This window comes from Ketobacter sp. GenoA1 (assembly GCF_003671475.1).
In the GTDB taxonomy this organism is placed as follows: Bacteria; Pseudomonadota; Gammaproteobacteria; order Pseudomonadales; family Ketobacteraceae; genus Ketobacter.
The window spans coordinates 562844-585374 of record NZ_RCHM01000042.1 but is presented as its reverse complement, the minus strand read 5'-3'; the positions used below and the strand labels follow the sequence as shown (position 1 = coordinate 585374).

Here is a 22531-nt window from a genome sequence, read left to right as displayed (position 1 = left end):
GTGGCATTCAGTCATGATCTGATTGCTGCCTTCGCCGTAGGGTTTATGGGCAGCTTACACTGTATCGGAATGTGCGGCGGCATCAGCAGCGCGCTCACCACCGCGATTGTCCCCGGACAATCCCGTACCTTCAAACAGCAGTTCGGCTATCAATTGCTGTTCAGCGTGGGCAGAATCAGCGCGTACTCCACCGCCGGCGCCGCCATTGGACTGGCTGGCGCCACGCTTTATGACCAGATCCCCAGCCATGGCCCTTCTTACCTGAGAATGCTCGCCGGCATCATGATGATTCTGCTGGGACTCTACATCAGCGGCTGGTGGAAAATCCTCAATCAACTGGAACGTATCGGCGTCCGCGTGTGGAAGCACATCGCCCCCATCACCCGCACCTTCATTCCGGTGGACCGCCCCCATAAGGCCGTGGCACTGGGCTTTCTCTGGGGTTGGCTGCCCTGTGGGCTGGTCTATAGCGCCCTCACCTGGTCCCTGGGCTCCGGTGGTGCCGAGCGCGGCGCGCTGTTGATGCTCTATTTTGGCCTGGGCACCTTACCCGCCATGCTGAGCGTTGGCACCTTCAGCCAGATACTGACCGATTTTGCCCGCAATGCGGGCACTCGAATGTTCGCTGCCCTGATGTTAATGGGGTTCGGTGTCTGGACCATCGTTTCCCAGATGAGTCATTGATTTGTCTGCCGTTTACCGCTAGTTTCGGGCTATGAATCTGGCCTCTACCGATAGCTTTACATCCATACTGCCCTGGCGCACCGATAACCATTACCAGCTGTTGGTGGATGGAGATCAATTCTATCCCCGCATTATTGATGCATTGAGCAATGCCCGCAGCGCCATTGACATCGAAATGTACCTGTTTGAGTCCGGGGCCATGGCGGATCGTTTTATCGATGCCCTGATTGCCGCAAAAGAGCGTGGCGTTTATGTTCGCGTGCTGTTGGACCACATAGGCTCCCATAACCTGCGCCACAATGACCGGGAAAGATTAAGGTCAGCGGGCGCGGACCTGCGCTTCTTCAATCGGGTCAAACGCAGTAAGCGCCTGCGCAATTTCTCCCGGGATCATCGCAAGATCGTGCTGGTGGATTGCCAGGTGGCCTTCACCGGGGGCGCCGGTGTAACAGATGACTTTTCCGCTGAGCATCGCGGTCACCGGGCCTGGCATGATGCCATGGTGGAAATCCGGGGCCAGTTGGTGCATGACTGGCAACTGCTGTTTGAACGCAGCTGGCAACACTATGATTCCATCCACGATGAAGAATTGCGCGCCAAGTTGCGCCTCACCTTTCATAGCGACAACAGTGCACCACTTATGAATCGGACGCTGCCCCAGGGCCGGGTGGTGGCGAGCCGGGGGCTGGGTAACAAGCCCATCATCGGCTCCCTGATCAGCGAAGTGAACAAATCCAGTAGCCGTGCCTGGCTGTGTACCGCGTATTTCTATCCCTCACGTAAACTGGTCAAAGCCCTGCGCAAGGCCGCACAACGGGGCGTGGACGTGCGCATCATTCTACCTGGCGACAACACCGACCACCCCAGCGTACGTTACGCCGGGCGTACCTGGTACCGGATACTTCTGGAATACGGAGTACGCATATTCGAGTACCAGCCGCGCTTTCTGCACTTGAAAGCGGCAGTGGTGGATGACTGGCTCACGGTGGGCTCCTGTAATTTCGACCGCTGGAATCTACACTGGAACCTGGAGGCCAATCTGGAAGCACTGGATCCGGGCCTCAATGAAACCATTCAGCAATTGCTGGAAAAGGATCTGGAATCCTGCACGGAAATTGCTTTATCCCGCTGGAAAGCCCGCAGCTGGCATGAAAAAATCAGGGAACGATTCTGGAAGTGGGTTGCCATGTTTCTGGCCCGCCTGCCCAATGACTGAAGGCCTGAGGAAAACGCGTGGAACACACTAGCATCATCAATCAACTGATTATTATCCTGGCCGCATCCGTGGCCGCCGCTGCGCTGTTTAATCGCCTTAAGGTTCCCACCATCATTTGTTATTTGCTGGTGGGCGTCATCCTGGGCCCCAAAGAGCTGGGGCTGGTGAGCGACGTCAGTCAATTTCAGATCATTGCGGAATTTGGCGTGGCGTTCCTGCTGTTTACACTGGGCCTGGAATTTTCGCTGCCCCACCTGATTGCACTGCGCAGAGTGGTTTTTGGCATGGGCACGCTGCAGGTGCTCATTTGCATTGCCCTGTTCGGCGGTCTTATCTATCTGTCACGGGTAATCTATGAAATCACCGTAACCGGCACCCTCATTGCCGCCTCCGCTATTGCGCTTTCCTCCACTGCCATCGTCAGCAAAGAGCTTTCCATGCGCAATGAAATCGCCACCGCCCACGGCCACATTGCAATCGGTATCCTGCTGTTTCAGGATATTGCGGCCATTATTATTCTGGTGTTGATCTCCGTTGGTGGCGATGCCGGTGGTGAAGAGATGCTGCAATCACTGGCCTTTGCCGGTGCCAAAGCAGTGGGCTTTTTCATTGCGGTAGTCGCCATCGGCAAGTGGATCTTGCCCCCCCTGTTCACAGAAATCAGTAAAACACGCTCCGAGGAACTCTTTGTCTTAACGGTACTGGTGGTGGCGTTGCTGGCGGCAGCGGCCGCCCACGCCTTGGGCCTGGCCATGGCGCTGGGAGCCTTTATGGCAGGTATGATGCTGGGGGAAAGTCACTTCAGACATCAAATTGAGGCTGAGATTCGGCCCTTTCGGGACGTATTACTGGGGATATTCTTTGTCAGCATCGGACTGATCATAGACGTGGACCTCATCACCAGTTACTGGCCCAGAATACTCTTCTTCAGTATTTGCCTGATCGTATTCAAAACCGGATTGATCGCCCTGCTATGCCGGGTATTTGGTCATTCCGGCAATGTATCCATTCGCACCGGCCTGGTACTGAGCCAGGGTGGGGAATTTGGTTTTGCCCTGTTGGCGCTCGCGGTAAAAGGCAGCCTGGTTCCGCACGATGTCGCCTCATTCTTTTTATCGATTATTGTGATCAGCATGGCGGCGACCCCGTTTCTGGTTTCCAACAGTGAAAAAATTGCCAATCGCCTGCTGGTTCGAAAACAGCTGAAAACCCAGGCCCGCGAAAATGAACCGGAACCCACTGAGCCACCGGAGATGAATCACCACGTCATACTCTGTGGTTACGGTCGGGTGGGCCAAACCATATCGCGCTTTCTGCAACAGGAAAATATTCCCTACATCGCCGTGGACGACGACCCGGTTCGCGTGCAACGTGCACGTGCCGCCGGCGACCACGTACACTATGGGAGTGCCAAAAAGATTAAAGTATTGCAGCACCTTGGGCTGATGAAAGCCAATCTGGTGGTGATCAGTTTTGACGACCACAGCTCAGCAAAACAAATGATTCATGACATCCGACAATTACGGGATTCAGTTCCCATACTGGTGCGCACTAGAGACGATGCCCACCTTGTGGAATTGCAGGATGCAGGCGCAACGGAAGTCATTCCGGAAACACTGGAAGCCAGCCTCATGCTGGTCAGTCACGTTATGGTGGCCCTGGGCCTGTCAGGACGCAAGGTATTTCAATCCATCGAAAACGTACGTAAAGAGCGTTACAAAATGCTGCATGGATTTGTCGTCGGTCAACATGGTGCCTATGGCATGTCCTCTTATCAGGGGCACCTGCAACCCATTTATATTCCGTCCACCTGTTATGCGGCAAATAAAACCGTGGGCGAGCTGAATCTGGAATCAAAGGGTGCCAGCCTGCACACCATTCGCCGCGGCAACGACACCGTGATGAATCCCAGTGATGACACTCAACTGCTGGCGGAAGACGTAGTGGTGGTAACCGGGGAGCGGGCTGCCATCGAAGCGGCGGAAGCCTACCTGCTGAGTGGTAATTAGTTTGGCATACAACTTCAAACGCTAAAAACACATAACGTTAGACGAAAATATTTTTTGCTTTCCTGTTAAATAGTTAGGATATTGAACTAACCTGAAGTTTAGGGATTACCTGTTAAGCGAATGAATTTTTTGCTGCAGGATACCCAACCAAAAGCAGTGATGAGTGAACACCGGGTATAGTGAATGGGAATTAACCCTCAGGATTTTCGTCTGTACGTCGTTCGGCCCACCCTTAAAAAGCTGGGCAAATGGTCTCCCTCCCTTGAAAACCTCCTCTTAGGATCCGCAGCACTGGCCTCTCAACTGGGCATGGAGCTGAAATGTGATATTGGTGTCGGGGTTTATAAAATTCGCGCCGAACTCCATCATCGGGTTTGGGATGAGTTCTTGGCCTTTGACGCCGACCTGGCAAGCAAGGTCAGGGGGTTTGCATCGCAAAGAGAATTTCTGGCAAACCCTGACATGGAACTCGCCATTAATCTTGCCTATGCCACCGCAATTGCCTGGGGGGTTTATGCACTTAATCATGCCGACATCCCTGAAGACGCAAACAATACCGAAGCGCTGGCAAAATGCTGGCATCAGCATTTCCGAACCCAGGACCATCTGAAGCCCGAGCATTTCGTTGCCGGATTCCGATCCCTGCAGCCGGATAAAAAGGTCATCGTTGCCGCCTGAAGCCTAACGGCTCGCATCATCCTGCGGCAATGGGTAACCCAAGGCTTGCCATATGCCCTGCATGGCGTCTAAAGCCCGCATGGGCAACTGGTAATGCACGAAACCCGAAACCTCAGTGAAGCCCGGATTAATCTCCACAACCTTGGCATTCCACTGCCTGGCTTCAAACACCGGCTGGGCGATGTAGGGAAACACACTGCTGGTGCCGATACTGAACACCAGATCGAACCCACGCACCATTTCCCGATGCAATTCCGCCACCGCCTGTTCCGGTAACATTTCACCAAACAAAACCACGTTGGGTCGCATCACGTTGTGACAACGGGGGCAAATCGGCACCGACTCAATATGCCGGTAATCGGGTACTGCCATTTCAAAGTGGCACTTGGCACACAACAGCTCACCCACCTTGCCATGAATTTCAATCAACTGCCGGCTACCGGCTGCACGATGAAAACCATCGATATTCTGGGTCAGCACCCAGCTCTGCGGCTTGATCTGTTCCAGTAGAGCAATCAGGCGGTGCGCCAGATTGTAACCGGCACCACGGCAAGCCCGCTCCACCTGTAGCAGGTACTTCCAGGTTAACTCCGGCTGCTGCCTGAGCATGTCTCCGGACAGGGCAACCTCAATTGGAATGCCTTCTTCAGTGTGGACGTCGTCATACAATCCGCCGATTCCACGATAGGTCGGCAAGCCGGAGTCCGCAGAGATACCCGCTCCGGTGATAAACAGGATGCGCTCTGCGTCGTGGATCAAGGTTGCAATTTCAGAAAAGATTTGGGGGGTCATGCCGCTGACACTCTAGAATCCACCTGCCCGGTTTTGTTGATTGCGTGCCTCACAGCTCAAGGCGTTATTGTCCAGCGGTACCAGGTGCCTGAACATACGATCCAACAAGCCACGGGGATCTCGATCACTATCAGGTTCTATCGTGACCCGGCCCCAAGACAAATAAACGTTTTCCCGAGTGGTGGGGAAGCGGTCCAATACCGTCAGTTGTGACAGGTTTTCGCGCATGCTCTCCAACTGCTTGTTGACCATCTGTTCCGTACCCGTAAGCATAATGACAAAGCGGCCACCGCTGATTCTGCAAGCCGCATCGTGCTTGTCCAACAGCAGCACACGTATTTTTCTGGCCACTTCCCGCAACAGGTCGTCGCCGCACTCTGTACCACGTTGCTCGTTGAAATAGGCAAAACGTTCAACGTGAATGGCCACCAAAATAAACCACTGGGCGTTCTGCGTGGACAGGCTCCAATAGGATAACAGCCTGTCTTCAAACGCCATGCGATTGCACAACCGGGTGACGCGATCCAGACTGGCCTCCACATTAATGCGGTCGTTCAGAGCCCGTAGTTGTGACTTCTCATATTCGATCAATTCTGACTTCAAAAAGCTTTCCCGGGACAGCTTTTCGGTTTTGATGGATACCAGCACCGAGATTAGGGTTCCGCTAAGCATGAAAAACAGTATGTGGGCCGATTCTTCCAGACTCATGGTGTCCAGGTAGACTGCCCCCCCCACCATCAGCAGTAACAGCAACCCCAATGTATTGGTGAAATTCAGGGGCAAGCGGACGAAGGTGAAAACCACCACTTCAACAAAGAAAACATTGCAGTAATACATCATCTTGATCGGTTGGCTGATTTCCTGGGCAATCAACAGCAACGTCCCCGACACCATCACGGTGTTCACCGCTACCACCCAGTACTTCCAGGTTAAGCGTCGCGACTTGCGGGCATAAAGATAAGTACCAAGCAGCAGGGCAATGGCAAGGCCACGTACGATCAGAGTGCCCACCCCGAGATGAATCCCGGTACTCCACTCCACAACATAGCTGGTTGCCAGCAGCAACACTGCCAGCAACGACGAAATCCGAATGGCGTCGCAGTACCAGTCCTTCTGCACTTCCTGATAGCGCTGCTCAAGCTCTCGGGGAAATCCCATTTCCAGAAACGAGCCGGATTTTAAACTCGTCAGTTGTTCAGTTGCATCTGTGTATCGTTTATTGTTATCCACGTCCCTGACCGCGCAATAATAAATCCATAAAATTGGAGTCTACCGCGTCGATCATAGGCATGCCAGAAAAGTTCCAACCCGGCCACAAAGTGCACAAAATGAGTTTGATTAGGCCCCTATTCGGTCACTGGCACTGCCATCGGAAAGCTCAGGGCGATACACCTGGATGCGGTTTCGGCCGGCTTTCTTCGCCAGATACAGGGCTTCGTCGGCACGCCCCACCAAATCACCGGCAACGTGCCCCCCAGTGGGCACCATGGCGGCCACGCCCACACTGATGGTAACGTATTCATTGGCGGGCGACATGGGGTGGGGTAAACGCAAATCCCGGACACTCTGGCACACCACCCGTGCGATATTGGCCGCCTCCTCCACATCAAGTGCCGGTAACACCACCGCAAACTCCTCACCACCATAACGAGCCACCAGATCCCCGGGGCGCCGCACCACCTGCTGCATGCATTGCGCCACCTGCTTGATGCATAAATCACCTTGCTGATGGCCAAAGCTGTCGTTGTAGGATTTGAAGAAATCAATGTCGCACATTAGCATCGCCAGGTTGTAACCACGCCGACGGGCTCGACGCCACTCTTCATCCAGCACCTGGTCGAACGAGCGACGATTGGAAATGCTGGTCAGCGCATCCACTTCCGCCAGATCCCTGAGCCTGGAGTTGAGTTTTTTCAATTGTTGGTTCTTACGATGGATGAGCAGCTTTTGTAGAAACTCCCGCCGACTGGAACGGTCAGTTGAATACTGCGCCAACAGACACAAACCCAGGGCTCCGCAACTGAGAAACAGATAATAAAGCAGGAATGAGTTGCTGCGGCCGAACGGCATCAGGATGAGCACATAGCTGATCACAAACAGCAGCGCACTGCCCAGGGCCGGCCAGAAACGCATTTTACCAATGGTGATCCCTGCCATAATGATGGCCAACTCGCTGATCAGGTACAGTCCCTTATGTTCATCAGGAACCACCCGGGCCATGGTCAGGGTGGTGACCGACAGCCAAAACAACCCCAACACAACCAGCTTATCCAGATGGGCATCCAGCTTACGGGAGTGCACCAGAATCCAGATGGCGATCAGGCCGGGCATGCCCATGGCATAGCGGATCTTATAGACGGGCTCCACCAGAACACCCAGCATCACCCAGTCGAAAATACCGTACAGGCAGTACAGCGCGATCAGTATATTAACCAGTTGGCGAATATAGCGGCGATCACGTAAGCCGCAGTAACGGCGATAGCGGCCTTCCAATGCACCGGCAAATCGCAGACGCATACGATTAAGATAGAAATGCCCATCCAGCTCAGAACGAATCAATGCAACCTTCGAGTCTTGAGTTTCCCCGGCCGAACGATTGGGCAACTGCGGTGGTGCTTTATTCACAAACTAACCTGCACTTTGCGAGCTTCATCCCTACATTCTAACAGCAATGCAAAAGGGTTGAGGTAAATGCAAAAACAAAAGTGCCCTCACGCAGGAGGGCACCGGTAATTCAGAACGGGAAAGCAGGCTACTGACCTAATGCAAGCAGGCAAAAAGGCGGCGACGATAGCGCGCCACGGCAGGGTCCCCTGCCATCAGCTCAATCAGTTTCAGGATTGCCAGGCGGGCACCGTCCTCTTTGAAGGATCGATCTTTCTGTACAATCTCCAGCAGTAGCTCCATGGCAGCGTCCGTTTCCCCGGCCAGCACACAGGTTGCCGCCATATAGTAGCGGGCCTCCAAATCATTGCTGTCCTGAGCCACCCGGTACTGCAGGGATTCTGCGCTCTCGAAACCGGCCAGCTCCTGCAGAAAGAACAACCTCGCCAATGCCGGCCCCTTGAGTGTTTCATCGCTGATGTTGTCCAGTACGGCCTGGGCATCATCCAAACGATCCACATCCATCAGCACTTCCGCCATCAACGTCTGGTATTTAATCTCCTGAGGTTGCTCCTGCATGGCAGCCTGCAGTGCGTCAATGGCCTGGTCATGGGCGCCCATGGCGCGAGCCCGCTGAATCTGTGCAAACAGATCGGTTGCCTCGTCCGCTGGGGTCTCGTCTACATCCTGCGGTTCACCCAGAAACGGTTCCAGCAGCTTTCGAATTTCCGATTCCGGCTGGGCACCATTCAGCTCACCCGCCAATTGGCCCTGAACAATCAACTTGAGGGCAGGAATACTGCGCACGCCGAGTTGCTGGGCCAGCATCTGATTACTCTCAGTATCCACCCTGGCCAGTATGAATTGACCGGCGTATTCATCGGCAATCTTCTCAAGCAGCGGGGCCAGGGTCTTACAGGGCTCACACCATTCTGCCCAGAAGTCCAGAAGCACCGGAATACGTGCAGACATCTGCACAACATCGTTAATGTTCTGTGGATTTACGTCGACGATATAATTTGCTTCAGACATGCTGATCCCAATTCACATAATGCTGATGTTCTATTGGGATAGGAGAGTAACCGCACAACTTATGAGAGTCAAAGAATCTATGGGCTACCGGTTACTAGGCCAGGGTGGGATGTTCTTCGGTTTCATCGTTCAATGCAGTCTGGCACTGTTGCAGAACTTCTGCTGCCTGCTCATGGCCCCGGTCAACCGCCAAAGCCAACCAATGAGTGGCGGCCTTGTTATCCTGATGGGTCAAACCACCATCGTAGTAGGCTTTGCCCAATTGATATTGGGCTTCCGCGTCCCCGGCTTTTGCCGCCATGCGGATGTATTCCAAACCGCTGCGCTTTACCGCTCGCCCCACGCCGCAGTTATACAGCAGGCTGCCAAGCTGAGACATGGCGGAACGATGCCCGTGGTCAGCAGAATACTGCAACATTTTCAGAGAAAACCGGGATGGGTAGGCGCGCCCCCGCTGGCACTGTATGTCGATAATTCGATTCGCTGCACGAAAAGAAAAACGGGCCATGACGCCACATTCATTGTTAATACTATCTGCAATCATTTCCCCAACCACTGATCAATTCAAACACAGAAACCAACAGTAACTATGAGAGTCGAGCCCCAAGCCCGGATTAACAATGGGCGCATAGGCTACTCCCATTATCCGCTTTTGCCAACACAGAATTCGATTTTCGAAACATTCATTTAATAGCATTAAAAACTATCCACAAAATCTGTGGACAACTCTGTGGATGTTTTGGTGACAACAGCCCAAGAATGCCATGGATGCTGCGCTTAAGACATATTGGTTACTTTTTAATCAAGTTATTTCTATATAGATATCAATAACTTAAGATCGAGACGGCTTAATATCAAAGATTTAGACCGGTTTCCTAAAAAGAGCCTGAGCTATATAAAACCTGTTAACAACGTGCCAGTCTGATGTCAATATCCACAGCGAAAAAGCGGGGGATTTAGCGATTTTCCTGGGCTGATTGCGGTGTCTGTGCCGTGGCAACCAACGGATCATTCGCCCCATAGCGCCCCCGCACCACGTACACGTTATAGGCGCAACACGCAAACAACACCATCCAGTAAAACACCTCTGCCCGGGACCGGTTCAAAAAGGTCATTGCCACCAGGAACGCGATAAACGCCCCCTCCATGGCAATTAACTTGAAATACAGGTCAATATTCCCGGTTGACAACACCTGCTTACGGCATTGTTTCAATACACCGAAGACACTGATTACCATCATGATCATGAAGAACAGCCCCGGGTACCCCACCTCAGTCAAAGCCTCAAACCAGCTGGAGTGCACTGCCCGGTTGCGGCTGCCTCCGGAATTCACCTCCAGAGGAATGTAGTCCGGTGCATGTAATGTAAATCCATTGGCCCCTGCGCCAAACGGATAATCCTTTGCCATCTCCATCGCTGCCAGCCAGAAAAACACCCGGGTGGCGCCGGTCTCTTCCTCTTCCGTTACCTCTTGGGTTTTGATGGTCATAAAACGTTGAATCGTGCTTTCATCCACCAGAAAAGGCAACGCCAGCAAGCCCATAAAGATCAGGCCGATGGCAGACGCCCGCTGATTCTTCTGTCGGTGTTTGGAAAAAATTGCGTGCATAAAGAAATAGGCTGCACCGCAGATGACCGCCAAAAAGCTGCCACGGCTGTTGATCAATACAATGGCATTGGCAACAAACGCCGCCCCCACCAGCACGAAAAAACGGACACTCTTTTTCGTGTGTTGCCAAAAATAATACACAGCCAGGATCAGGGTGGGCGCCAACGCCGCGGCCACATCATTGGTATCAGGGGAATCCACGGTACCGACCCCCTCCACACGATCACCGGAGTTTCGACCCACCTGGTAAACCATAAAGCTAAGGTAGGTGGCTCCCGCCATGTAAGCATACAGGATGCGATCCAGTTTCTTGTCGCTATCAACCACCTTATAGGCTATCGAGATGATAATGATGAGCTTGAAAAGGTTGGTGAAGGCAAAATCGTGGGCATCCGGCAGATCGGCGTAGTACTTAGCCAAGAAAAAACTGAACAGGAACAGCAAAGCCCATTTGTAGGGGGGTGCTGCAAACAGGCGATTTAGATTGTGATCCTTGAACTTTTTGATATAGACAAAAAGCAATAAAACAACCGTAAAGAACGAGTAACTCAGGTTGGGGACCAAATAGCTCCACCAGCGCTCCAGAGGGTTCATGAAGTAAACCATCTGATAGAGCATAAACGCCCACACCGGTTGACTTAACAGCGCTAGCGCAAACCCCCCAATGTAGCAGAATACAAAGACAAGAAAATTTAACATCTATTTAACATCTGTTCGTCCAGTGCAGGCTCTACCGAACTATAAGCCAATACCGGCGCACTGCAACCACGCCCCCTGCATCAGCTTTGTGATTATTCTTTTATTCAGACTCAACTTTTGGTGGATTTCGCCGCGCTGGAACGACGTTTTGAGGCTGCCTGTTCAATTTTCTGTAACTGCGCCTCAAGCTCTCCAATGCGTTGGGTAAGGCTGTCAACATCGGCCCGGGTCGGAATATTCAACCGATGCAGCGCTTTGGAGACCCGAATATCAAACGCTTTCTCTACCTTTTCCCAGGATCCCGTCGCCCGGGCCCGAACCGTTTCCACTTTCTCTTTGGCCGCAGTCAGCGGCTTGTCGACGATGGAACGGGTCTTGGCCTCCAGCTTTTCTCCATCCTGCACCAGTGCCTCAAACAGCTTGCCGCCCTCTTCTTCGGCCTTTGAGTACGCCCCTAATCCGGCTAGCCAGATTTGATTTGCCGATTCTTTCACCCGATCCGCCATCTGTTCGGCTATTTGACCTACCTGTTTTTCCTGACCTGATGCTTTCTTATCACCCATGATGTTCTCTCTTGCTGTGTTTCTGACATGGACAGTCAACTGCCCATGTGGAGCGGGCCTGCGGTTCCGAGTTTTGCAGACCGGTAACCTTACAACACTACCAGACCTCATTAGAATATTCATTCTAGGAATGCGGGCCGGCCCATATCCCCCTGTTAAGCCCCTGCTTCACCCACCGGCAAAAGCATGTACAATGCGTCCTTGTTTTTGCCACCCATCATTTTGTACAAAATCCATGGCGATTGATTTTCTTGATAATTTTCCTTCCAAACCCGGTGATCAGCGGGTCTGGGCCAACCTGACGGGCAGCGGCCAGGCGTGGGCTCTGGCACAGGCTGCCAAGCAACATCAGGGTCTGCTCCTGGTGATCACCGCAGGCACCCAAAGCGCACTGCAGCTGGAGCTTGAGATCCCGTTCTACGCCCATGCGGACACTGAAATTCTGACCTTCCCGGATTGGGAAACCCTGCCTTACGACAGCTTTTCCCCCCACCAGGACATCATTTCCCAGCGCCTTGCCACGCTCAACAAGTTGCCCACCGTGGACCGGGGTGTGCTGGTGGTTCCCGTATCAACCCTCATGCACCGGCTTGCGCCGCCGTCCTTTTTGGCCGGCCAAACCTTGCTATTGGATGTGGGCCAGACATTCAAACTGGATCAGGTACGCAAGCAGCTGGAACAGGCCGGTTACCGTGCTGTGGACACCGTGCTGGAGCATGGTGAATACGCTGTTCGGGGTGCCATCATGGATCTGTTTCCAATGGGCAGCCAGGTTCCCTATCGCATTGAGCTGTTCGATGATGAAATTGATACCCTGCGCTCATTTGATCCTGAAACGCAACGCTCCATCGAAAAGGTACAACAGGTCCGCCTGTTGCCGGCGAAAGAATTCCCGCTCTCCGATACGGCTATCCGGCAGTTTAAAGACCGTTTCAAGCAACGTTTCGACGCTGACCCCCGCAGTTGCGCCGTGTACCAGGATATCAGTGACGGCATCGCCAGCGCCGGCATAGAATACTATCTGCCGTTGTTTTTTGACGAAACCGCCACTCTGTTTGACTTTCTGCCGGACAATACGCTGCTGGTGACCGCAGAGCATCTGCAGGAAAGCGCCGATCACTTCTGGGCCGACTGCAATAACCGATACGAAGAGCTGCGCTACGACCGCCAGCGTCCGTTGCTGCCACCCCCCAGCCTGTTCCTGGCCAGCGACGAACTGAACCGATCACTGAAACAGTTTCCCCGCATCAACCTGCGCGGCGGTGGGTCAGACGGCAAAGATCACCACAGCGAACTGCCGTTGCAAACACCGCCCCCCTTACCCATCAACGCCAAGGCCGGTAACCCGCTGCTGCAGGTGGAGACTTACTGCAGCAACGCAGCCCACGAGCAGAGACGAGTGTTATTCGTTGCAGAGTCCGCCGGCCGCCGGGATACGTTGCTGGATCTGTTAAAACGGATTCACATAATCCCGCAAGCGGTTGATGGCTGGACCTCATTCCTCAGTGCTGCCGATGCTGACGTGATGATCACCGTGGCGCCGCTGAGCGAAGGCCTGGTACTCGACACGCCCAATGTCAGCGTCATCACCGAATCCCAACTGTTCGGCAGTCGCGTTATGCAGCGGCGGCGGCGCAAACGGGGCGATGACAATGCCGAAAACGTCATTCGCAACCTGACAGAACTCAACACCAACGATCCTGTGGTGCATATCGACCACGGAGTGGGCCGCTACAAAGGCCTGCAAACCCTGGAATTCGATGGCCAAAATCAGGAATTTCTCACCCTGGAGTACGCTAACGAAGCCAAGCTGTACGTGCCGGTTTCCTCGCTGCATCTGATCAGCCGTTACTCCGGTGCCAGCGATGCCCTGGCGCCGTTACACCGGCTGGGCACGGATCAGTGGAACAAGGAAAAACGCAAAGCCGCCGAGCAAATTCACGATACGGCAGCGGAACTACTCAATATCTATGCCCGACGCGCCGCCAAGCCCGGCCACGCCTTTACCGTTAATCGCCACGATTACGAGGCCTTCTGCGAAGGCTTTCCGTTTGAGGAAACTCCGGATCAGCAGGCCGCCATCGACGCGGTGATTGCCGATATGACCTCTGACCGACCTACCGATCGCCTGGTGTGCGGCGATGTGGGATTCGGTAAAACGGAAGTGGCCATGCGGGCGGCGTTCGTCGCGGTACAGGCCGGCAAGCAGGTTGCGATTCTGGTGCCCACCACGCTGCTGGCCCAACAGCACTTTGAGACCTTCAAGGACCGCTTTTCCGATTGGCCGGTGGAATTGGAGGTCCTGTCGCGCTTTCGTAGCGGCAAAGAGCAAACCAAGGCCTTAAAGCAAATCGCCGATGGCAAGATTGATGTGGTGGTGGGCACCCATAAATTGCTCCAGGAAAGCGTGGTCTTCAACAACCTGGGGCTGATCATCGTGGATGAAGAACACCGCTTCGGTGTGCGCCATAAAGAGCGGCTGAAGGAAATGCGCGCTGATGTGGACATGCTCACCCTGACCGCCACCCCCATTCCACGAACACTGAATATGGCGATGTCCGGTGTACGGGATATGTCGATCATCGCCACGCCACCGGCCAAGCGTCTTTCCATCAAAACCTTTGTGCGGGAAGACAACAAGCCGGTGATCAAGGAGGCCATCCTGCGGGAATTGCTGCGCGGCGGGCAGGTGTATTTCCTTCACAACGAAGTCAAATCCATTGAGCGCCGCGCCGAAGAAATCCAGCAGCTGGTGCCGGAAGCCCGTATCATCGTGGCCCACGGTCAAATGCGTGAGCGGGAACTTGAACAGGTCATGACGGACTTCTACCATAAGCGCTACAACGTGCTGATGTGTACCACCATCATTGAAACCGGGATCGACATTCCCTCCGCCAATACCATCATCATTGATCGTGCTGACAAGTTCGGCCTGGCCCAACTGCATCAATTGCGGGGCCGCGTGGGGCGCTCCCACCACCAGGCATACGCCTACCTGCTTACCCCCAACCCGAAAGCCATTACCAGCGATGCCCGCAAACGCCTGGATGCCATTGCCCAAGCCCATGACCTGGGCGCCGGCTTTACCCTGGCCAGCCATGATCTGGAGATCCGCGGTGCAGGCGAACTACTGGGTGAAGAGCAAAGCGGTAACATGAACAGCATCGGCTTTTCCCTGTACATGGAGCTTCTGGAAGAGGCCGTCCAGTCCATCAAGGAAGGTAAAACACCGAACCTGGATAAACCATTCAAACAGGGTTCTGAAATCAATCTGCGGATCCCCGCATTGATTACCGAAGATTACCTCAGGGATGTGCACCTGCGCCTGATCACCTACAAGCGCATTGCCAATGCCAAAGACGACGATCAGCTGGATGAATTACGGGTAGAACTGGTGGACCGCTTCGGTTCCCTGCCGGAGTCCACCAAAAACCTGTTCCGGCTCACCAAAATCAAATTGCAGGCCCAGGCCATGGGTTTGAGTAAAATCGACGCAGGTCCCAATGGCGGCAGGGTGGAATTTGGAGTCGACACCAAGGTGCACCCTCTCACCATTGTGAAAATGGTTCAAATTCAGCCCCAGTTCTATAAACTGGATGGCGCCGATAAGCTAAAATTCGCTATTGAAACCGACACTGCCGAGCAGCGCCTGGATATGATCGAGGAGCTGCTGGACAAACTCAGAGTCAATCCGGAACGCAAGTAACCGCTCAAAGACTGTCTGGCCTGAAACCCTATGACCGTAAAAACTGAACATTCGCTCTACCACATCCATACCAGATTGCTGCTGCCGGCCCTGCTCATTACCGTGCTGGCCGGCGTGGTACAGCCTGCCACTGCGCAAACCCCGGCCCAACAGGACACCACACCCTGGTATCAGGTGGCCCTGGTTATTTTCAAACACAAGAACAGCCCCATGGGGAATGAAACCTGGCCCACACCCAGCAGCCTGGCGCTTTCCTTTCCAAAGGGCATCCTGTCCCTGGAGCCCCCATCCGAAACCGGAGGCGACTGGGTCGCCTTCCGCGCAGGGGCACCCGAGGATGAAGAATTTAAGCAAGCCCTGCGCAGCATCACGTTAAGCTCGAACTATGAGATCATGGTAAAAGCCAGCTGGAATCAACCGGCGCTGGACAACGAGCAGGCGCTTCCCGTGCTGATTCAGGCAGGCAACGAATTCGGTGGTTACCACGAGCTGGAAGGCAGCATCACGCTGGTGGTATCGCGCTATCTGCATTTCAAGGCGGATTTATGGCTTTCCGAATACATCCAGAAAGTGGAAATGATTGCCCCGTGGTGGGAAAGCTCCAATGCCATAAGCCACCACCTCGACGGCTCGGATTCACTGTCTGACACAGGAGAGGAACTGGCCTACCAGGAAATTGACTTCGGCGCTCAAACCTACTCTGAAACCGTTACCCGCTATGAGCCGGTGCGCACCGTGATTCTGAACGAATCACGGCGTATGCGCAGCGGGGAAATGCACTACCTGGACAATCCGATGTTTGGCGTTCTGGTAAAAGTGACCCCCTACAAACCGGTCACTGAAGAGGAAGGATTGCCGGACAGCCCGCTGCAGGATGCCAGCCCGGTCAGCCTGCGCTGATCCCCTGGCTCAGCTTAGAAGCTGAGCCAGAATGGCGCGCACATTTCCCATGCCATTCTTGATGGCCAACTCAATATCGTCCATGGTGATGATACCCTCACTGCGGCCAGCGGCCATGTTCACCACCAGCGACAGGCACGCATACTCCAATTCCGCCTCGCGGGCCAGGGATGCCTCCGGCATGCCGGTCATGCCCACGATATCGCAGCCATCCCGCTCCAGGCGATCCACCTCCGCCGCCGTCTCCAAACGGGGCCCCTGGGTGGCGCCATAAACACCACCATCGTGCACCGCAAGCCCTAGCTCTGCGGCCGCCGTCAGTAACGACTGGCGCAGCGGTTCACTGTAAGGATAAGAGAAGTCCACATGCAGTACGTTTCCCTGGTCGGCAAAAGTAAATTCCCTGCCCCAGGTGTAATCAATAATCTGATCCGGAATTACGAGGCTTTCAGCACCCATTTGCGGATTGATACCACCGACTGCGTTCACCGCAATAATTTTCTCCACACCGACCTGTTTTAACGCCTGAATATTGGCACGGTAGTTTACCTGATGGGGCGGCACCGTGTGACCCTTGCCATGGCGCGCCAGAAACACCACCGGCTGCTGACCGAAACGCCCAAACTCAAGCGCAGCCGAAGGCACACCATATTCTGTTTCAAGCGTGCGGGTATCCGTTAGCTCCAGGCCTTGCAATTCAGTGAGCCCGGTGCCCCCCACTATTGCGATCAGCCCCATACTGCATTCCTTCTGAAATAAGTGCCCATTACAACCCCTTCACCGCGTATATGCCATCTGCATTGCGCAAATAACCCTTGTAATCCATACCATAACCAAACACAAAACGATCCGGCACGTCCAGGCAGGTATAGTGGGCTTTGAAGTCTGGATCGTATTTTCGATCGTGTTTCTTGTCCACCAATACTGCGCATTGTACCGTGGCCGCTTTCTGACTGCGGCAGCTTTCCATGATCTTGTACAGGGTTTGCCCTTCATCAAGAATGTCATCCACCACCAGCACATGCCGTCCTTCCAGCGGATGCTGAGGCAACACCTTCCAAAGCAGCTCATTGCCGGAGGTTTCCATGCCGTAGCGGGTGACATGGATATAATCCATTTCCAGAGCAAAGCGCAATCGCATCAGCAGGCGCGCGCCAAACATCAGACCACCCTTCATCACCACCAACACCAGTGGGTTCTTATGCGCCAGGTCCGCTTCTATTTGCTGACTGACTGTCTCAATGGCCCGCTCTATCTGATGCTCTGTCCAGATACAATCGGCTTCCCGCCAGATCTTATCGACTTCCTCTACCGTAACGCTCATGCAGGTTCCTCGCTGGTGCTATGGCTGTCCTGGGCAACCCCTTCAATAATGTGCAATGTCTGGGTGGGGAACGCAAATTCGGCACCGTGCTGCCGCACGATCTCTGCGACTTTAAACAACACATCCTGTTTCACTTCATGGTACTTCACCCAATTTGTGGTATTGGTCATGCAATAGATAAAGAAGTCCAATGAGGATGCACCATATTGGTTAAAGTTAACGATCAGGGTTTGATTATGATCGATCTCCGGGTGTTCGGCGAGCATGCTCTTCACCGAGGCAACGATGGCCGGCAGCTGTGCCACATCATCATAACGTACCCCCATGGTTTCATAGATGCGACGATGAGTCATACGCGACGGATTTTCCAAGGCAATGCTGGTGAAGGTGGCATTCGGCACATACAGGGGCCGCTTGTCGAAAGTACGAATAACGGTTAGGCGCCAACCAATGTGTTCTATCGTGCCTTCGATATTACGGTCAGGCGAGCGTACCCAATCCCCCACCGAAAATGGCCGATCCAGGTACACCATCAACCCACCGAAGAAGTTGGCCAGCAGGTCCTTGGCGGCAAAGCCCACCGCGATGCCACCGATGCCGCCAAACGCCAACACCCCGGAAATGGAAATGCCCATGGACTGGGCGATGACCAGGCCACCGGTAATAAACACCGACAAACGCAGAAGCTTGGCCAACGCCGTCACCGTGGTTTCGTCCATGGGCTCCTGGGTATAGCCCGGTGTTTTCAGCAGTTCTTCACCCCGGGTAATCATACGAATCAAAAACCACAACACCACGCTGATGATCAGCACCAGAAACACCGGGCGCACCACGGTGACGACGGATGGCTCCATCATGGGTTCCATGATCTCGGCCACCACGCGGGCGCCAAGCACCAGGATAAAAGCCCGCGAGGGCTTGCGAACCGCCCACAGCAAAGCGTCATCCCACAGGTTGCGGGTTTTCTCAAACTGCTTTTCCAATCGATCGTAAAACTTTTTCGCCAAATAATTGGCCAATAGGGTGACAAACACCACAAAGAACACTTGCATGATCCAGTCCTGATTTCCATTCAGCTGCTGCCACCACTGCCGTACTGTTTCCACTACTATTCTCCTGACTGTTCTGAAAAGTGTTGGATGGACCGTCTTACCGACAGGTATCGAGGCTCCTCCACAAGTGAATCCCACTCCACTGCCTTGCGGGCACGCATGGCTGCCAAACGTTGCTGATCGGCCCGGTAGCCTGCATGGGCAAGCCAGTCCAGCACTTCATCCGCCGCGTCCGGTTGATTGCAGACCAGCACCATGTCGCAGCCTGCCTGCAACGCGGCCTGTGCACGCTGCGCAAAACCACCGGCCACCGCAGCCCCTTCCATCGTGAGATCATCACTGAAAATAACACCGTCAAACTGCAGTTGTTGCCGTAAGACGGACTGTAACCAAAATGCCGAGAACCCGGCCGGGTGCGCATCAACATTGGTATAGACCACATGGGCCGGCATCACCGCATCCAGCACAGAGGCCAAGGCTTTGAAGGGTTGCATATCAGAATTGCCGATGTCATCCAGCGCCCGCTCATCCACAGGCATCGCCACATGGGAATCCGCCTCCGCCCAGCCGTGGCCGGGGAAGTGTTTCCCCGTAGCGGCCATACCAGCCTCGTGCATGCCCTCGATATACGCGCCTGCCAATTGCGTTACCACCTGTGGCTCATGATGCAGGGAACGATCACCAATAACGTTGCTGCGCCCCACTTCCACATCCAGCACCGGCGCAAAGGAAATATCCAGCCCCAGGGCCAACATCTCCGATGCCATCAACCAGCCCCAATCCCGGGCCTGGTGCAGCGCGGCCTCGACATCCCGTTCAAAACGCTGCCCCAGTTCAGCCAAAGGCGGCAACCGGGTAACCCCCTGCCGGATTCGCTGCACCCGACCGCCTTCCTGGTCTATCGCCAGAATCAATTCCGGCCGCTGCTCACGCACCGCCGCCAGTAACGCTCGCACCTGCGCCACCGATTCAATATTACGGGAAAAAAGAATCACCCCACCGGTGGCAGGATGTTGCAGTCGACGGATGTCCGCTCTGGAAAGTTCCGTGCCTTCCAGGTCCAACATGAGTGGCCCCATCACCATAGCGCTTGTTCACTCCTGAGATTGTGTTTCCCGGCCTTTTTATCGTGATATTAAGGCAGAATGGTTACTCGGGTACCGGAACCGACACAATCAAACAATGCCATCACATCCTGATTGCGCATTCGAATGCAGCCGTGAGAGAGGGGCACACCCATGGGCTCGGTATCCGGCGTGCCATGAATATAAATGTATCTGCGCTGGGAATCCACGTCACCCCCGCGATTAATGCCCTTTTCCTCGCCGCAAAGCCACAGGATGCGGGTCAGAATCCAGTCTCGATCGGGATGGCGCGCCGCCAGCTCCGCTGAATGAATTTCCCCGGTCTGGCGGCGACCGACAAACACGGCCCCCATGGGTGCACCGGCGCCGATGCAGGCGCGAATCCGGTGCTTGCCCAAAGGCGTCTGGTTGGAACCGGACTGATTTCCAGCGCCGTTTTTGGCGGTGGAAACCGGCCATTGCCTGATACAGGCGCCCCCCTGCCACACCGCCAGCGTTTGCTCGCTGATGGAGATCCGGATCTCAGGTGCCATCATGACCGACTGCAGCAGCGACATCGTGGGATGCGTTGCGCAGCCCGGCCGCCATAAAGCTGGTGAGATTGCTGACAATAAAATCCACCGAACCACGATGACCGGTGTCATTCACCGCCATGGCCCGCAGGGCATCAAAGTTGGACATGGTGAAAATAGCCGTACCGAGGGCAAAGTGTGTATGCCAGAACAACTCCTGATCGGTCGCACCCGGCAAGGCGGGTTTCAGCAAACGCGCATAGCGCTGGAACGCCTCACCATAACGATCGGCGATGAAGTTACGCACATGGGCCTGGGACTGGGTATACGCCAGACCCAGCAGGCGCATGAATGCCGTGGCCCGATTGGTATTGCGCCCATGCACATCGTAAATGGAGCTGGACAGCACCTTGAGTAAGGATTCCACGTTAATCGACTCCGGATTCTGCTCCAACACGCCAAGGCGCTGATCGATTTCTGCCACCAGGGGTTCCAGAAAGCGCTCGAATACCGCCTGTATCAGGGCTTTTTTTGAGCCGAAGTGATAATTCACCGCTGCCAGATTAACGCCGGCGGTACTGGTGATGGTACGCAGGGAGGTTTCAGCGAATCCACGTTCTGCAAACAACGCCTCCGCTGCATCCAGAATTCGCTCTACCGTTTCTTTTTGTGCCATAAATGAGGGTTCCTGACAGGGAGCCGATCACTGCATCGGTTCACCGTAAACAATCGTTTGAAACTTACGTTTGCCAGCGCCCCCTGTCAAGAATCGGATACATCAAAAATAGCGGATCAGCTCTATCTGAATAAGATCGTTACGGCTGGTTTGTGCCAGTTTATACAGTGGATCAAACGATCCGGTGGCCAGATCCGCCAAGGTGGGTGGTGGATCACTGTGGAAAAACAGGGCATCCACATTGATGGTCCAAACGTCACCCAGACGGCGGCTGGCCTCGATACTGAGTACCCGTTCGCTGGTTTTGTGATCATAAATGACGCCACCCAACACTTCCGTTGAGGCCACGTCGTTCCTTGCCCAGCGCAACCCCAAAGCAATGTCATTTTCCAGATAATAGGAATCAGGACTGTCCTCCCCCCGCTCGTCGTAATTGTATTCAGAGACAATACCCAGATCCGATACCCCGCCAAACAGGCCTTCCAGGGTGTACTCAAACCCAAACACGCTGGCGAAATACCGGCCCCCGGCCATCCCGCTGCGGCTCAATGCCTCCATTTTCAGCAACCAGGCATCGTAGTTGTACTGCACCTCCAGCCCAAACTGGTCAATCACCCGATAATAAGGCACCAGCTCCCCGGCGGCATCCACCCGCCTGAACTCTGGATCCCGTGCAGTACCACCGAAATAGGAAAAAGCCAGTTCCCAGGCTTCGATGGACATGGCCCAACGGGCGGCAAAATCCAGGCGCTTGTGCTCTGCCCCGGATTCATAATCCGCCTCCTCATTGGAGATCACCAACGGCCCCCGCGGCCAACCATTCTCCCCGGGGAAGGTGCGCTCACGGAATCCGGCCAGGGCGTAGAGATCCAGAATCCCCCAATCAGACACCAATGACAGGTTGATCATGGGCTGACCCAGTTTGGCTTCACCGTCGGTACGCTCCACCAGATCAGACTGGTTAACGATGTCCACCAGATGCTGAAATTCCGTCACGCCCCAGAATACCGTACGTACGCCACTGCGCAGCTCCCAGCCATCGCCCACATGAATCCAGGCAAAATCCTGAATATCGCCGTGAGTACGCTCATCATCGGCTTCCGACCAGCGATAGAAGACGTCCAATTCAAACAGATCATTGCCGTCGTTCCAGTCGTGAAAATATTCCGCGCGGACGCTAGCGGATACTGCATCATCACCCACGCCATAGGGTGGATCCTGGGGCAGGTAGCGGTATTCACCCCCTACTTCAACATCCCACTCTCCTCCCACGGCAGGCGCCCCCGACATCACGCTGATCAGCAATACCGAAAGTTTGCATGCGAACCTCATCTACTCACTCCCAACTCAACAAAAAGTCATTTTGTGACGAAGCGTCACGATATCGTT

20 protein-coding genes are annotated in these 22531 nt (G+C 54.4%); 6 read left to right on the top strand and 14 right to left on the bottom strand.

Annotated features, from left to right (window positions below):
- The 4 genes from D9N13_RS16755 to D9N13_RS16740 all read left to right on the top strand — a co-directional run bounded on the left by D9N13_RS16755 (position 1) and on the right by D9N13_RS16740 (position 4587).
- Positions 1-684, top strand: a complete 684-nt coding sequence (locus D9N13_RS16755) for a sulfite exporter TauE/SafE family protein (RefSeq protein ID WP_290592402.1) — start codon at positions 1-3, stop codon at positions 682-684.
- A gap of 31 nt (positions 685-715) precedes the next feature.
- Positions 716-1900 (top strand): phospholipase D-like domain-containing protein, encoded by a 1185-nt coding sequence (locus D9N13_RS16750; RefSeq protein WP_290592400.1) that lies wholly within the window; start codon positions 716-718, stop codon positions 1898-1900.
- 17 nt (positions 1901-1917) lie between these two features.
- Entirely contained in the window at positions 1918-3909 is a 1992-nt protein-coding gene (locus D9N13_RS16745) for a monovalent cation:proton antiporter family protein (protein ID WP_290592398.1), read from the top strand.
- A gap of 183 nt (positions 3910-4092) precedes the next feature.
- The gene (locus D9N13_RS16740; protein ID WP_290592396.1) at positions 4093-4587 is read left to right on the top strand and encodes a hypothetical protein; all 495 of its coding nucleotides are present in this window, start codon (positions 4093-4095) and stop codon (positions 4585-4587) included.
- Between the two features lie 3 nt (positions 4588-4590).
- On the opposite strand, the gene D9N13_RS16735 is transcribed toward D9N13_RS16740, so the two are convergent.
- The 7 genes from D9N13_RS16735 to D9N13_RS16705 all read right to left on the bottom strand — a co-directional run bounded on the left by D9N13_RS16735 (position 4591) and on the right by D9N13_RS16705 (position 11887).
- A complete protein-coding gene (locus tag D9N13_RS16735) occupies positions 4591-5379 on the bottom strand; it encodes an NAD-dependent protein deacylase (RefSeq protein WP_290592394.1) in 789 nt (262 codons plus the stop codon).
- A 12-nt stretch (positions 5380-5391) separates the two neighbouring features.
- Positions 5392-6609: a GGDEF domain-containing protein gene (locus tag D9N13_RS16730; RefSeq protein WP_290592392.1), complete on the bottom strand. Its 1218-nt coding sequence runs from the start codon at positions 6607-6609 to the stop codon at positions 5392-5394.
- 108 nt (positions 6610-6717) lie between these two features.
- A complete protein-coding gene (locus D9N13_RS16725) occupies positions 6718-8004 on the bottom strand; it encodes a diguanylate cyclase (RefSeq protein ID WP_290592390.1) in 1287 nt (428 codons plus the stop codon).
- Between the two features lie 135 nt (positions 8005-8139).
- Positions 8140-9015, bottom strand: coding sequence for a tetratricopeptide repeat protein (locus D9N13_RS16720; RefSeq protein WP_290592388.1), 876 nt, complete (start codon positions 9013-9015; stop codon positions 8140-8142).
- 94 nt (positions 9016-9109) lie between these two features.
- On the bottom strand, positions 9110-9559 hold the full coding sequence (locus D9N13_RS16715) for a tetratricopeptide repeat protein (RefSeq protein WP_290592386.1): 450 nt from the start codon (positions 9557-9559) through the stop codon (positions 9110-9112).
- 412 nt (positions 9560-9971) lie between these two features.
- Complete coding sequence (locus tag D9N13_RS16710; protein ID WP_290592384.1) at positions 9972-11324, bottom strand: O-antigen ligase family protein; 1353 nt, start codon at positions 11322-11324, stop codon at positions 9972-9974.
- Positions 11325-11434: 110 nt separating this feature from the next.
- Entirely contained in the window at positions 11435-11887 is a 453-nt protein-coding gene (locus D9N13_RS16705; protein WP_290592382.1) for a phasin family protein, read from the bottom strand.
- Between the two features lie 235 nt (positions 11888-12122).
- Here D9N13_RS16705 and mfd point away from each other — a divergent pair, with 235 nt between their 5' ends.
- Entirely contained in the window at positions 12123-15593 is a 3471-nt protein-coding gene (gene mfd / locus D9N13_RS16700) for a transcription-repair coupling factor (protein WP_290592380.1), read from the top strand.
- A gap of 30 nt (positions 15594-15623) precedes the next feature.
- Positions 15624-16493 carry a CsiV family protein gene (locus D9N13_RS16695; RefSeq protein WP_290592378.1) on the top strand — a complete coding sequence of 290 codons (870 nt, stop codon included), beginning with the start codon at positions 15624-15626 and terminating at the stop codon, positions 16491-16493.
- A 9-nt stretch (positions 16494-16502) separates the two neighbouring features.
- On the opposite strand, the gene D9N13_RS16690 is transcribed toward D9N13_RS16695, so the two are convergent.
- The 7 genes from D9N13_RS16690 to D9N13_RS16660 all read right to left on the bottom strand — a co-directional run bounded on the left by D9N13_RS16690 (position 16503) and on the right by D9N13_RS16660 (position 22474).
- Positions 16503-17231, bottom strand: coding sequence for an S-methyl-5'-thioinosine phosphorylase (locus tag D9N13_RS16690; protein ID WP_317622517.1), 729 nt, complete (start codon positions 17229-17231; stop codon positions 16503-16505).
- A gap of 28 nt (positions 17232-17259) precedes the next feature.
- Positions 17260-17817, bottom strand: a complete 558-nt coding sequence (locus D9N13_RS16685) for a hypoxanthine-guanine phosphoribosyltransferase (RefSeq protein WP_290592376.1) — start codon at positions 17815-17817, stop codon at positions 17260-17262.
- On the bottom strand, positions 17814-18923 hold the full coding sequence (locus tag D9N13_RS16680; RefSeq protein ID WP_290592374.1) for a mechanosensitive ion channel family protein: 1110 nt from the start codon (positions 18921-18923) through the stop codon (positions 17814-17816). The genes D9N13_RS16685 and D9N13_RS16680 overlap by 4 nt, the downstream gene beginning before the upstream one ends.
- 2 nt (positions 18924-18925) lie before the next feature.
- On the bottom strand, positions 18926-19936 hold the full coding sequence (gene nagZ, locus D9N13_RS16675) for a beta-N-acetylhexosaminidase (RefSeq protein ID WP_290592372.1): 1011 nt from the start codon (positions 19934-19936) through the stop codon (positions 18926-18928).
- Positions 19937-20004: 68 nt separating this feature from the next.
- Positions 20005-20490 (bottom strand): L,D-transpeptidase, encoded by a 486-nt coding sequence (locus D9N13_RS16670; protein WP_317622516.1) that lies wholly within the window; start codon positions 20488-20490, stop codon positions 20005-20007.
- Positions 20477-21142, bottom strand: coding sequence for a TetR/AcrR family transcriptional regulator (locus D9N13_RS16665; protein ID WP_290592370.1), 666 nt, complete (start codon positions 21140-21142; stop codon positions 20477-20479). Before D9N13_RS16665 ends, D9N13_RS16670 begins: the two co-directional genes overlap by 14 nt.
- Before the next feature lie 102 nt (positions 21143-21244).
- Positions 21245-22474 carry a hypothetical protein gene (locus D9N13_RS16660; protein WP_290592368.1) on the bottom strand — a complete coding sequence of 410 codons (1230 nt, stop codon included), beginning with the start codon at positions 22472-22474 and terminating at the stop codon, positions 21245-21247.
- Between the last annotated feature and the right edge of the window lie 57 nt (positions 22475-22531).

What these genes read in the sequence shown, in the direction of transcription:
- D9N13_RS16750 (WP_290592400.1), top strand. Translation starts at nt 716, where the DNA reads ATGAATCTGGCCTCTACCGATAGCTTTACATCCATACTGCCCTGGCGC.
- D9N13_RS16740 (WP_290592396.1), top strand. Translation starts at nt 4,093, where the DNA reads ATGGGAATTAACCCTCAGGATTTTCGTCTGTACGTCGTTCGGCCCACC.
- D9N13_RS16735 (WP_290592394.1), bottom strand. Translation starts at nt 5,379, where the DNA reads ATGACCCCCCAAATCTTTTCTGAAATTGCAACCTTGATCCACGACGCA.
- D9N13_RS16720 (WP_290592388.1), bottom strand. Translation starts at nt 9,015, where the DNA reads ATGTCTGAAGCAAATTATATCGTCGACGTAAATCCACAGAACATTAAC.
- D9N13_RS16715 (WP_290592386.1), bottom strand. Translation starts at nt 9,559, where the DNA reads ATGATTGCAGATAGTATTAACAATGAATGTGGCGTCATGGCCCGTTTT.
- D9N13_RS16710 (WP_290592384.1), bottom strand. Translation starts at nt 11,324, where the DNA reads ATGTTAAATTTTCTTGTCTTTGTATTCTGCTACATTGGGGGGTTTGCG.
- D9N13_RS16705 (WP_290592382.1), bottom strand. Translation starts at nt 11,887, where the DNA reads ATGGGTGATAAGAAAGCATCAGGTCAGGAAAAACAGGTAGGTCAAATA.
- mfd (WP_290592380.1), top strand. Translation starts at nt 12,123, where the DNA reads ATGGCGATTGATTTTCTTGATAATTTTCCTTCCAAACCCGGTGATCAG.
- D9N13_RS16695 (WP_290592378.1), top strand. Translation starts at nt 15,624, where the DNA reads ATGACCGTAAAAACTGAACATTCGCTCTACCACATCCATACCAGATTG.
- D9N13_RS16690 (WP_317622517.1), bottom strand. Translation starts at nt 17,231, where the DNA reads ATGGGGCTGATCGCAATAGTGGGGGGCACCGGGCTCACTGAATTGCAA.
- D9N13_RS16685 (WP_290592376.1), bottom strand. Translation starts at nt 17,817, where the DNA reads ATGAGCGTTACGGTAGAGGAAGTCGATAAGATCTGGCGGGAAGCCGAT.
- nagZ (WP_290592372.1), bottom strand. Translation starts at nt 19,936, where the DNA reads ATGTTGGACCTGGAAGGCACGGAACTTTCCAGAGCGGACATCCGTCGA.
- D9N13_RS16670 (WP_317622516.1), bottom strand. Translation starts at nt 20,490, where the DNA reads ATGATGGCACCTGAGATCCGGATCTCCATCAGCGAGCAAACGCTGGCG.
- D9N13_RS16665 (WP_290592370.1), bottom strand. Translation starts at nt 21,142, where the DNA reads ATGGCACAAAAAGAAACGGTAGAGCGAATTCTGGATGCAGCGGAGGCG.
- D9N13_RS16660 (WP_290592368.1), bottom strand. Translation starts at nt 22,474, where the DNA reads ATGAGGTTCGCATGCAAACTTTCGGTATTGCTGATCAGCGTGATGTCG.